Source organism: Streptomyces sp. NPDC127119, assembly GCF_042677425.1.
Lineage (GTDB): Bacteria > Actinomycetota > Actinomycetes > Streptomycetales > Streptomycetaceae > Streptomyces.
This window is the reverse complement of the sequence record NZ_JBHXTO010000014.1, coordinates 61846-73476: the sequence shown is the minus strand read 5'-3', so window position 1 is coordinate 73476 and position 11631 is coordinate 61846. Positions and strand designations below refer to the sequence as shown.

Annotated in this window: 10 protein-coding genes; 3 read left to right on the top strand and 7 right to left on the bottom strand. The window is 69.5% G+C overall.

Going from position 1 to position 11631, the window contains the following annotated elements; genetic code table 11:
* Positions 1-440: 440 nt before the first annotated feature.
* Positions 441-1463, bottom strand: a complete 1023-nt coding sequence (locus tag ACFVH5_RS09815; protein ID WP_385833030.1) for an LLM class flavin-dependent oxidoreductase — start codon at positions 1461-1463, stop codon at positions 441-443.
* 193 nt (positions 1464-1656) lie between these two features.
* Positions 1657-2154, bottom strand: coding sequence for a lamin tail domain-containing protein (locus ACFVH5_RS09810; RefSeq protein WP_385833029.1), 498 nt, complete (start codon positions 2152-2154; stop codon positions 1657-1659).
* Between the two features lie 539 nt (positions 2155-2693).
* Here ACFVH5_RS09810 and ACFVH5_RS09805 point away from each other — a divergent pair.
* The gene (locus tag ACFVH5_RS09805; protein WP_385833028.1) at positions 2694-3668 is read left to right on the top strand and encodes a hypothetical protein; all 975 of its coding nucleotides are present in this window, start codon (positions 2694-2696) and stop codon (positions 3666-3668) included.
* Positions 3669-3732: 64 nt separating this feature from the next.
* Here the strand turns inward: ACFVH5_RS09805 and ACFVH5_RS09800 are convergent, their stop codons facing one another.
* The 4 genes from ACFVH5_RS09800 to ACFVH5_RS09785 form a co-directional block, all read right to left on the bottom strand.
* A complete protein-coding gene (locus ACFVH5_RS09800) occupies positions 3733-4137 on the bottom strand; it encodes an FKBP-type peptidyl-prolyl cis-trans isomerase (RefSeq protein WP_385833027.1) in 405 nt (134 codons plus the stop codon).
* Between the two features lie 220 nt (positions 4138-4357).
* A complete protein-coding gene (locus ACFVH5_RS09795) occupies positions 4358-5269 on the bottom strand; it encodes a MerR family transcriptional regulator (RefSeq protein ID WP_385833067.1) in 912 nt (303 codons plus the stop codon).
* 216 nt (positions 5270-5485) lie between these two features.
* Positions 5486-7027: a hypothetical protein gene (locus tag ACFVH5_RS09790; RefSeq protein WP_385833026.1), complete on the bottom strand. Its 1542-nt coding sequence runs from the start codon at positions 7025-7027 to the stop codon at positions 5486-5488.
* Entirely contained in the window at positions 7027-9129 is a 2103-nt protein-coding gene (locus ACFVH5_RS09785) for a hypothetical protein (protein ID WP_385833025.1), read from the bottom strand. Before ACFVH5_RS09785 ends, ACFVH5_RS09790 begins: the two co-directional genes overlap by 1 nt.
* A 410-nt stretch (positions 9130-9539) precedes the next feature.
* Here ACFVH5_RS09785 and ACFVH5_RS09780 point away from each other — a divergent pair, with 410 nt between their 5' ends.
* Both ACFVH5_RS09780 and ACFVH5_RS09775 read left to right on the top strand, forming a co-directional pair.
* Entirely contained in the window at positions 9540-10334 is a 795-nt protein-coding gene (locus tag ACFVH5_RS09780; RefSeq protein WP_385833024.1) for a hypothetical protein, read from the top strand.
* The gene (locus ACFVH5_RS09775; RefSeq protein WP_385833023.1) at positions 10327-10833 is read left to right on the top strand and encodes a GntR family transcriptional regulator; all 507 of its coding nucleotides are present in this window, start codon (positions 10327-10329) and stop codon (positions 10831-10833) included. Before ACFVH5_RS09780 ends, ACFVH5_RS09775 begins: the two co-directional genes overlap by 8 nt.
* 115 nt (positions 10834-10948) lie before the next feature.
* Here ACFVH5_RS09775 and ACFVH5_RS09770 read toward each other — a convergent pair whose 3' ends face one another.
* Positions 10949-11569 carry a TetR/AcrR family transcriptional regulator gene (locus ACFVH5_RS09770; protein WP_385833022.1) on the bottom strand — a complete coding sequence of 207 codons (621 nt, stop codon included), beginning with the start codon at positions 11567-11569 and terminating at the stop codon, positions 10949-10951.
* Positions 11570-11631 lie beyond the last annotated feature (62 nt).

Below are 11631 nucleotides of genomic sequence, written 5' to 3'. Positions count from 1 at the left end.
CCACCGGCGCCGCGATCGTTCCCCTGTTCCGGACCGCGGGCTCCTTCACCGCTTCGGCCTCCGACGGCTCGCTCGCCGGCTCCTCCATCCCACGTTCGCCCGCCCCCCGGCCAGCCAGTCCGCTGAGAGCGGTCAGCCTGAAGGGTGATCCGCTTTCCACCGTGTCAAAGCCCGCGGGGATCGCAGGGTGAGGCCAGACGAGTTCAGACCCGCAAATCATTCTCATAGGCATGGTTAGGGCAATCGCACGGGTGCGCTGACCGGGGCGGTTCGGTCAGGTCGACAGGCGTGACCGCGATGGGCGATACGGGAGCGTCGGCCGTCATGATGCCGGAGTTCAGGGGCGGGCCCGGTCGCGCTTGGGTGTCAGTCGTCGCGACCGGGTGTCATTTATCGCGACCAGGCGCACCGCAGGAAGGGTGCATTCCAAGGCCGCGCCGTCAGCGCCACCCGAGTTCGGGAGCGACGTGGGTCAGGATGCTCTCGATGACATGTGCGTTGTACTCGACGCCCAGTTGGTTGGGGACGGTGAGCAGCAGGGTGTCGGCGGTGGCGACGGCCTCGTCCTCGGCGAGCTGTTTGACGAGGACGTCGGGTTCGGCGGCGTAGGACCGGCCGAAGATGCTGCGTGTCTGGGCGTCGATGTAGCCGATCTGGTCCTTGGAGTTGCCTTCCCTGCCGAAGTAGGCGCGGTCCCGGTCGTCGGTGAGCGCGAAGATGCTGCGGCTGACCGAAACCCTCGCCTCACGGGTGTGGCCCGCGGCCCGCCACGCCTCGCGGTACGCCTCGATCTGCTTGCGCTGCTGGACGTGCAGCGGCTCGCCGCTCTCGTCGTCCTTGAGGGTGGAGCTCTGCAGGTTCATCCCGAGTCCGGCTGCCCAGACGGCGGTGGCGTTCGAGCCGGATCCCCACCAGATGCGCTCCCGCAGTCCCTCGGAGTGCGGTTCGACGCGCAGCAGCCCCGGCGGGTTGGCGAACATCGGTCTGGGGTCGGGCTGTGCGAAGCCCTCGCCTGTGAGGACGTCGAGCAGTCGCTCGGTGTGCTCGCGGGCCATGTCGGCGTCGGTCCCGCCCTGCGGGGGCGTGTGGCCGAAGTGCCGCCAGCCGTCGATCACCTGCTCCGGGGATCCCCGACTGAGGCCGAGCTGGAGTCGGCCGCCGGAGATGAGGTCGGCCGCACCTGCGTCCTCGGCCATGTACAGCGGGTTCTCGTAGCGCATGTCGATCACACCGGTGCCGATCTCGATCCGGCTGGTGCGCGCGCCGACGGCCGCGAGCAGCGGGAACGGTGAGGCGTGCTGCCGGGCGAAGTGGTGCACCCGGAAGTAGGCACCGTCGGCGCCCAGTTCCTCCGCGGCGACGGCGAGGTCGATCGCTTGGAGCAGGGAGTCCGCCGCTGAGCGCGTCTGTGAATGCGGCGATGGCGTCCAGTGGCCGAAGGACAGGAACCCGATCTTTTTCATGCCACATTCAACAATCAATGATCGGTTTCATTCCTCGGAACCCTGCGACCCTGCTACCGCCAGTCGTAGCCGGACAGAAGACCTGACGCAGCGCAGCGGCGTCCCGGAGGCCTGGTGAAGCCTCCGGGACGCCGTGGGGTGTGGTCAGGCCGTGCCGGTGGGTTCTACGGCGCGGACCTGGTCAGGGCGGTGGTCAGCCACGGTGGTGGCCGCCGCCGCCGTGACCGCCGCCGTGGCCGCGGCCCCAGGACTCGCGGTCGATGCGGCGGTCGTGGTCGTTGCGCAGGGTCGCGGTGTCGGAGTCGTTGTCCCACACGTACTCGTCGCGGTCCTGGAAGACGTGGCCGTCGCGGTCGCGGCCCTCGCCGGTGTGGACGCGGACGGACTCGTTGCCGCGCAGACGGTAGTGGCGGAAGGTGAAGGTGTTGCCGTCCTTGTCGGCCAGCGTCCAGCCTTCGAGGTTGACGCTGCGCCGGCCGGTGTTGGTGAGTTCGACCCACTCCTTGTTCAGGGAGCGGTTGGAGCCGTTGTCGTAGCCGGGCGAGTCGTACTGCACGGCCGAGATCTCGACGTGCGAGCGGCGGGCCTGCTGGTTGCCACTGTCCGCGGTGGCGGGCAGGGCGGTGGCGCCCAGCGCGGCTCCGGCGGCGAGAACCGCGGCGGCGATACGGCGGGTGGTGCGTGAAGACACGAAAAGTCCCCCAACGGTGCGTGTCCCGGTGGCCGGCCCTGACCGGTCACCGTGGACGGTGTGCGTTCCCGGCGAGTGCCGAGGACCCACAGCTTGGCCACATCCGGCCCGGCCCGGCAGGTGTCCTGCTTCGTGTTGCTGTATGCGGACATTTCAGTGACCGTCAATTGCATCGTTCAATCAACTCATCCGATAATCCGGGACATTTGGATGCTCGTCACACCGAACGCCGAAGATCAACGCGTAAGCGGTTTCCAGCTCCCCGCGCGCCCCCACTGCACCGCCCCTCGCGCCCCGGGCTGATGCTCCGTTCCTTCGTAACAGGGTGCAGGCGCGTTCCCTCGCTGAGGTGTTCTGACGCTGTGGAAGGGTTCGATACCGGACGCGGCCGATCTGGCCCGGGCCTTCCGTTGCGGTGGCTCGTGCGTACCTGCGGAGTGATTCCTCCTCCCGGGATACCCTCAACAGCCTTTGCAAGATCGACTTCGTGTTCCGGGGGGACCATGAGATGTTCCGTACGTCCGTCTGCGGTGCGGCGGGTGGCCGGCACCGCCTTCGCCGTCGTGCTGTTCGGTACAGGCGCCGGGGCCTGCGGGGCGGGTGACGGCAGTGGTTCCGCCACGTCCCCCACCGCCATATCCACCACCGCGACGTCCACCACAAAGGAGCCGCCCGCTCTGACGCCCGCCGAGGCCGTGGCACAGGCTGCGGAGGACTCCACCGGCATCACGTCCCTGCGGTACCGGATCACCGGGTCCGTGCCGGATCGCGGCCGGCTGACAGCCGAGGCGTCCATGGCTGCGAAGCCGTCGGCCATGAGCATGGAACTGATCACGGCGGACCACCGAGCGACGGGCCCGTTGGGGGTCAGGTTCGTCGGCAAGGCGTTGTACTTCGGCGGCAGCGCGCTCGACGACAGTGCGCTCGTCGGCGAGAAGTGGGGTCTTGAGGAGTCGGGCCTCGCGCAGTTGCGCGGCAGGAGCTGGCTCCGCGCCGAACCGGCGGCCTGGGGCCGTGGCGCGGTGGACAACAACACCTATGGCGTGCTGCCCCGCCAGATCGAGGGGAGCCCGGTCGTGCAGTCCACGATCCTGACCGGTTCAAGGAATCCGAAGAGGATCGGGACCGAGACCGTCGACGGCACCCGGACTGTGCACTACAGGGGAACGGTCACCCCCGAGGGACTGCGCGCCAGCCGTGACGCCGTCACGGGCAAGGCGGCCCGGAAGCGTCAGATCGACAGTCTCGATCACTTCTACGGGCTGAGGCTCGACAAGAACCTCACCATGGACCTGTGGATCGACGGCGACGGGCGCGCCAAGCAGTTCCGTATGCGCGGCGCGACTTACGAGATGCCTTACTCAGCCGACGGGGAGCCGCTCGAGCCGGTCGTCGGCGACCCCATCGACCTGACCTTCACCTTCCTCGAAATCAACGAGCCGGTCACGGTCGAGGCCCCGCCCGCCGGGGACACCGCCGACCTGGCCGCGCTGGTGGATACGCAGGCTGGCTGAGCGGTCCTGGACGCCGTCCATGAAGCGTAAGAAACCGTCGATGCCACAGTCGTACGCAGGGGCGCTAGGCGTTGCTCCAGCCGGCTGCGCCGCGGTACACGTCCAGCAGGTCCACCACGAAGAGGAGGGTCGAGCCCGCCGGGATCAACGGGGACGGCGACTGATTGCCGTAGCCGAGACGCGGCGGAACGATGATCTCGCGTCGACCGCCGACCTTCATCCCCTTCACTCCCCGGTCCCAGCCCTTGATGACCCTGCCACTGCCCAGGGCGAACTTGAACGGCTGGTCCCGGTCCCAGGAGGCATCGAACTCCTTCCCGGACTCGAAGGCAACCCCGACGTAGTGGACCCTGACCACCATGCCCGACTTCACCTCGGCCCCGTCCCCGACAACCAGGTCCCGGATCGTCAACTCGGTCGGCGCGTCACCCTCCGGAACGTCGACCTCGGGCTTCGTCAGTTCACTCATCGCACCCTCATCGCTCGCGGCCGAATGCCCTCCGTACGGGTCGGCCGGATACATGACACCCCATACGGGAGATCGACACGCTACCGGGAGCGCCGCATCCGCCCCGGAGGTCACTTCCCACATTGCTGGCAACTCCGCTCGGCGCCCGCCCCTGGTCAGGGACACGTGGTGGGGCGGACGCGACAAACGGCTCGGCCGCCTCACCGCCCAGGGCGGGGTCTCAGGTGGCGGGTGAGTCCTGGGCGGAGAGTTCCTCGGCCAGTTCCATACAGCGCAGGCGGGCGGGGGAGAAGGCGTAGGGCATCTTGCCGGTGGCTTCGAACGCGCTCATGGAGCCGGCCTCCCGCCTGCCTGAGCTGAGGCCGGCCTCGTCCGCGCCGTCGTCGTCGGTGGCAGGGTGCAAGATGTCCCAGGCGTCGAAGAGGTCATCGTCGTCCTTGCCCAGGCCGGACTCCTCGATGACGGCCTCCAGGGCGCTTTCGAAGGCGTGTCGCTCGACGGCCACTTGAGCCACCCGTGGATCATCGACGGCGACGCTGTCGTCGAGTGCCTCCTCGGCGTCGTCGACGCGGTCGGAGTCCGCCCGCAGAGCGGGATGCGTGGCCAGGACGATGAAGCGGGTGGCCTGGACGGCCGCGCCGAGCGGGCCGAAGATCCGCTCGGTGACCAGCAGAGTGTCCAGGTCCGCCTGACGCAGGGAGCCCTCGGGCAGGCTCTTGAGGCGTTCGGTGACGAAGTCGGAGAGCAGGCCCATCCGGCTGCCCTCGGTGCGCATCCGCTGCACGGCGGTGCGTTGCCGCCGGACTTCCGCCTCCTGCTCGGCGAGGGTTTCCTCCAACCGCTCCAGGAGGCCCGCGACACCGTCTCCGCCGTCCGCACCGGTGGAAGCCGCGCGGCTGATGAAGGCGTCACGGATGTCGTCCAGGGCGATCCCGGCGTCGGCCATCCTGCGGATCCACAGCAGGCGGATCATGTCCTCGTACCCGTAGCGGCGGCGGGCGTCGCCGCCGCGCTCGGGCTCGGGGAGCAGGCCGATCTCGTGGTAGTGGCGAATCGCCCGCGGCGTGCTGCCGGCGAAGGCCGCCGCGTCACCGATCTTGACCTGGCGGGGTGGCGTGAACGACGAATGCATGAAGATCAAGGACCCTTCCTCAAGGCATCGGGAGGTAGGTCCACGGGACCACATGCCGCTACGGAAGGTGCAACCCCCTCTGGCGAAACCGAACCGCAGGCCGGTCGAACCGGGTCGGCACGGCCCGGTGCCGCTTGAGACGGTTGATCCCGCATGCGACCGCGTGCACACCAGATGAATCCTCGTGGTGAACCCGCCTCGCGACAGAGACACGCTCTAGGCCGGCGGCAGGCAGTCCTCCTTTGGCGGTTTGCCTTCCGGCCAGGCCAGTTTCACGAACTTGGAGCCCCCGGCCGGGGTCAACTCGACGATCGGTACGGCCTTGTCGTACGGGTTGCCGTGGTTGTCGAGACAGAGCCAGCCGCTCGCGCCGTAGACCCGCAGACTGCCCCGCAGCTGTGGCCACACATCTCCGACGTCGGTGAGGCCCGGGAACCTGCTGCCGTCGGGTGTGGCCTGGCGGATGCCCTTCACGGCGAGGCGTGTGGCGTCGTACGCGACCGTCAGCTGGCCGCCGTCGAGGGGGGTGCGGCCGATGGGGCCGACGGGTTCGTGCCTGGCCTGCGCGAGCAACTTGGTCAGGGCTTGCGCGTCGGCGTGTGAACCGCCCCGCGCGGGCGGGTCGTCGGCCCAGGCGTCGAAGTGCGCGAGCGCGGTGTAGCGCACGGTCAGGTTGCGGCCCAGCACGGAGGTCTCCAGCTCCTTGTCGCTCGTGAGGTACGAGCCCTCGTCACCGGTGAGCACCGTGAACCTCCGGTCCAGGCAGCCGCGCCTGCCCAACGCGTTGACGAATTGCCGCAGTTGGGTGTGGCGGCCCGCGAAGAGAATCGTGTCCGTGGTGTGCGGCGTGTCGCAAATGTTGAAGGTGATGTTGCGAAAGGTGTTGGCCGTGGTCCCTTCCTGGGTGCGGTCCCGAGGCGGACGGAACGCGGAGGGCTGGTACGGCGAGCCTTTCAGCAGTCGTTCGAAGGATTGCCGGAGCGTACGGGTGTACGGGTCGCCCGGCTTGTCGTAGACCAGATAGGCCCTGTCCGTCGAGATCCTCGCGGACGAGGTGAGCGCACGGGCCAGGTCGGTGTTGGTGGGAGCGACCCGGGCGAGACCGGGGAAAGGGTCCTTGCCGTTCTGTCCGTTGGCGAGACTGTCGGCGGTGATGGAGGTGCCGATGACCGGGATGCCGCGCCGGGTCAGCTCCCTGACGGCCTGCTTGTTGGTGTCGGTGCTGCTTCCGATACCGGTCACCGCCCGCAGCCGGTCGGGTCCCTCCGTCATACGTGCCAGCGCGTCCACCGTCTCCCGCCAACGGGCGCTGTCCGCACCGGGGTTGGCGAGGACGAGCCGGATGGCGGGAGTCTGGCCGGTCTCGTGGTGATTGGCCTCGTACTGGGCCAGGTAGGCCCCCTGCAGCTCGCGCAGGGTGTCGTTGTCGGCCGCGGAGAACGGCTGGAAGACCGCCACGGTGACCCGGGCGCGCGAGGCGAGGGAGTCGTTCTCCCGATCGATCGCCCGTATGACGTCGGTGAGTTGGCGCTGTCCGAAGTCGTACGCCGTCGTCGAGACACCCACGCATTCGTCGCTGCCCGCAGGTCGTTCGACCCCTGGAGCACAGCTCCGGTTCCCCTGCGCGAGCGTCATACCGCCCCATACGCCGGCGGCCACCAGGACGATCGCGAGCGTCAGAGTGACGTACCGGCGGAAGCGGATCTCCCAGACGTGCTCGCGCAGCCACGCCGGCCAGCCCGCTGCCATGCCTGCCATCAGTGGCCTCCGTCCAGGTCCTCGTCGTCGCCCGGGACACGGAACGGCCGCCCGGCCGCCGCGTCCGCCGGCCAGTCCCGGGAGGCCCGCCACAGCGTTTCGCTGCCCGCGGGCCTCTGGTCGGAGAGCTGTTCCAGCTCCCATCGCAGTCGTTCGGTCACCTTCGGATCCGGCAGCACCAGCGGATCGGCCAACTGCCAGACGGCGTACAGGATGCGTCGTACGCGCAGATGAAGCGCCACGTCCACGCCGTCCGGGGGGTGTTGCGCGGCGTCCGTGCGGCCGAGCGCGACGGCGCCCCGGTCGTCGTGCAGCTCATTGCCCACGTGCCACCCTTCGGAGTCGTACGCGTCGTAGCACGGCGCCGAGGCGATGAGGACGAGCGCGGACAGCCAGTCACAGGCGTCCAGTCGGAGAAAGGTGTCGCGCAGGTGGGCGACCGCGACATCGGTGTTGCCCAGGGCGAGTTCGTGACGGACGCGGTAGAGGGAGTGGTCGGGGGAGTTACCGCGACAGTGGTCGATGAGGGTGCGGTGGACCCACTGCCACGCCGCGTGGTCGGGGTCGTGATGGTGCAGCCGGAGCAGGAGGAGCACGCGGAGGAAGGGGTCGCCGACGAAGTGCCCCGGAGTCCCCGGACGGCCCTCCTGGGCGAGCCGGTCCTCCAGTTCGAGGACACCGGCCGTGCCGAAGTCGTCCGGGAGCCCGGTCTCGGCGAGCGCGAAGGCCGAGTCGCGATCATGCGCGGCGGCCAGGACGGTCAGTTCGTCGAGTCTGTCGTCCGGCGCGAGCCGGTCGAGCAGTTCCCGGTGCGCGGGGTGCCCGGTGTGGTCGTCGTGCAGGGCCACGTCGGCGATGAGCAACTCACCCAGTGAGGCGGCGCCTTGGGGCAGATTCTGTCGGGCCGACTCGGTGATCAAGGCGATGCCGAGAGGGTTTCCGCCGGTCAGCCGATGTATGGAGTGCGGGAGGTGGGGTGGTGTCGGTAGGCCCGGGCAGGCGGCGTTCACCATGTGCAGGGTCTCGTCGGGCGAGAGAGGCGGCAGCGCGACCAGCAGGGCGCGGGAGGACGGCGCGCTGCCCGGCACCCATCCGCTGCCCCGGGTCAGTTCGGGCAGGGTGCGGCGGACGGTGTTGCGCAGCGCCGGATGGCTGTGGCCGCGCAACGTGGCGAAGAAGACGACCTGGTCGGTGATGCCGTCGGCGCGGTCCCGCAGCACCGACTCCATGAGCGGGAACCCGGCGGGCTCCTGCACGTTGTCGATCAGAACGACCGGTCGCCCGAGGCGGTGTGCGCGTTGCACGACCCCCGCGTACGCGTCGTCGAGGTCGGCCAGCAGAGCCCGTACGAGATATCGCTCGGCGTGGGTGTGCGAGGCCCCGCCCGCCCTGAAGTGCCCCGAGAGCAGGATCAGTCCGAGCTTCGGGTTGCCGCCCGCGTTCGGGTAGTCGCGGTACCACGCGGCCCCCTTGCGCAGCCGCCGCTGGGTCGGCGCGACGCCCTCGCCGAACGCCTCCAGAGCCGCCTCGATGATCGGCTCGACCACCGGCCCCGTCTCCGACAACGACGCGACGAGCTTCGCCACCACCTTGCCGATCCACCGTCCGGCGAACCCGGCCAGCCAGGACCCGGTGTCATTCATCAGCAGGATCCGCTCGGCCTCCTGCCGGATCCGCGGCAGATCACGGTCGTTCCAGCCACCGGCGGCGACGGCGAGCAGCCCGGAGGACAGGCGCGGAAAGCTGATGCGCCCGGCGCCGGTGACCGGCTCGGCGAGTTGCTCGGCGATCGTCAGCATCGCCTGTGACACGGGCGACCAGAACTCGTCGTGCCCGTCCGGGTGAGGCCGGTCGAACTGCGCGTCCTCCCCGTCGATCAGCGCGACAGGCGTGTGGCCGCGATAGGCGGAACGCAGCTCGCCGAGCACCGCGCTCTTACCGAGGCCCCTTCCGCCCGCGAACACCACGAAAGGCAGTTCCCTCTGGTGTTCGTACGGCATGGGGATGTGCTGGTAGGGCCGCAGACCGGTGAGCCGCGGAGCGAGCCCCGGCGGTTCGATGTCGAACAGTGCCCCCCGGCCGTGCAGTGATGAGTGCACCATGTTTCCCCCCTGGTGCGGTTCAACTCGATGTCACTGTTGCCCCCGCCGGGTCCTTCTTCCCCCTCGCCCGTCCATCGGAGCGGCATACGGTCGAGCCGGCAGGGCGGTCACTCTGAGTGCATCATAGGACTACTCACGGTCCCGTACAGGTGACCGGAGCATTCCGTTGAAGCAGGGAGATCTCATCACTCCGAGCGGCCCCATCTGCCTCATCTGCCCCACGCGGTTCAGGTGGTTCGTGTGGTTCGCGAGTGTGGGTGCGCCGGATCGGGCCGCCGAAGTCGGGTGGGCCGGCAGTCGTCGGCCGCCTCGCCGGCTTCGCCATCTTGTATCGAGCGTTTGACACAACGCTCCGGCAGGCGCCATCTTGTACCCATCGATTGGTACAAGCTCATTCGGGGGATCTACAGATGCTCGACACCGTCCCGTTGCAGTCCCGGATCCTCGACCATGCCGACCACTACGCCCGATGGTCCGGGCTGGCCATCGGGATCGTGGCCGCGCAGCATCTGATCACGATGAGCAGCGGCGACATCGCGCTGCCCCTGGTGTTCGCCATCACCGCTTTCGGGCTGTGCGCCGTGGGCGGTGTGCTGCTCGGGGACGCCTTCACCCTGCATCCCCAGGAGGCGGTGCGCACCGCGAGTCTCGCCCCGCGTCTGATCCGCGACCAGGTGCCCCCGCGGATGGCACCCCTGCTTCTGCTGCAGGCGGTGATCCTCGTGGCCCTGCTGGTGACCGGCGCGGTCACGGCCTCCTCGGTCGTCGACCGGCCCGACAGAGCGGGCAGCGTCATCAACGTCACCTGCGAAGGGATCCACACCTCCCTCGGCCCCTGGCCCGGTCTGTACTACAGCGGTCCGATGTTCGCCGCGCTCGCGGTGGCGACCCCGGTCTGCGTCTGGGCCCTGCGCCGCATCGCCGACGGCACGGGCGACGAACAGCAGCGCCGCGACCGCGCGTGGGCCGTCACCGGAGCCTGGGGGCTGCTGGTCTCCAGCCAGGTGCTGCTCGTCGTGCTGATGCTGTTCGTCGCGCTCACGGACAAGGCCTGCGCCGGACCGCTGGGCGCCGCCACCATCGTGGCGATCTGCCCGCTCGGCCTGCTGGGCATGTTCTGCTTCGGATGGTCCCTGGCCACCGTGGTGGCACCCAGGGCCGTCGACGACGAGACGGCCCACGAGGGGACTTCCGACGATGAGTGACCCCGTCGTCCGCGTCGACACCACCGGCCAGGTCCCGCCGTACGAGCAGATCCGCGCCCAGTTGGCCGCACTGATCCGCACCGGCCGGCTGGCGGAGGGGGAGCGGCTGCCGACCGTGCGCCAACTCGCCACCGACCTCGGGCTGGCGCCGGGCACGGTGGCCCGCGCCTACCGTGAACTGGAGGCCGCCGAGCTGATCCGTACGCGCCGTGGCGCGGGCACCAAGGTCGCACCGCTGCCGCCGGACACCCGCGCGCACGACGCCGGCCGACTCACCACGCTGGCCCGGGACTTCACCTCGGCCGCCCGTGCGCTCGGCGTCGACACGGAGGACATCCTGACCGCGGTCCGCGATGCCTTGGAACCGCCAGGAGCTCCCGCCTCTCCGCCCGCACCCGGAAGCGGAGGGGGAAGCGGAATCGGTAGCGCAACGCGCGGTCACAGGACCGCGGACGTCACTCCGGCGGTGCAGCGGCTGCCCGGGGGAGCGGCACGGTGAAGGGAGCGGCTCGCGCCCAAGGTCACGCCCGGTCCCGGTCCTGACCCGCGCACGTCCCGGGCTTGCCTCGCGTACGTCCCGGGCCCGGCCCGGAGTGCGGTGTCCGCGCCGGCAGCTACCGATCACCTCGCAGATACCGGGTGATCATGGCGGCCAGCTCCCGCTCCAGCCGATCGACCTGGACGGGGTGCGTGCTCGCCATGAGCTTGTGGGTGTTCATCTCCACCGTCCCCACGACGAGTTCCGCGGCCATGTCGAGATCCTCCACCCGGACGTCCGGATGCCGGGCGAGCACATCGCGTATCTGCTGCACCCGGTCCTTGCCGTGCCGCTCCATCGCCTCGATCAGTTCGCCGGAGACCGGCGCCTCCTCGATCATCATCCGCAGGAGCTGCGGGTCGTCACGATGGTGGTCGATCGCGTCGCGGACCAGGGCCAGCACCGCTTCCTTCAGGCTGCCGGGGCTCATGTCCAGCTCATCGGCCCCCGTCCAGCCACCGCGGTCGATATGACGGACCAGCAGCTTGGCGAGGATGGCGTCCTTGTTCGGGAAGTACTGGTACAGCGAGCCGATGGACACGCGGGCGTGCTCGGCGATGCGGTTGGTGGTGCCCGCGGCGTAGCCGTACTCGGCGAAAACGTGAGCAGCGGCGCTGAGGATGCGCTCACGGGTGAGTTCGGCGCGCACCTGCCGAGGCGTTCGACGTGGGGTGATGCGGCGTTCGTCGGAGGGCATCCGGCGGTCCTTCCGGGCGGCGAAAAGCGAGTAGCCAAGAGGTGAGCTTTTACTCAGAATAG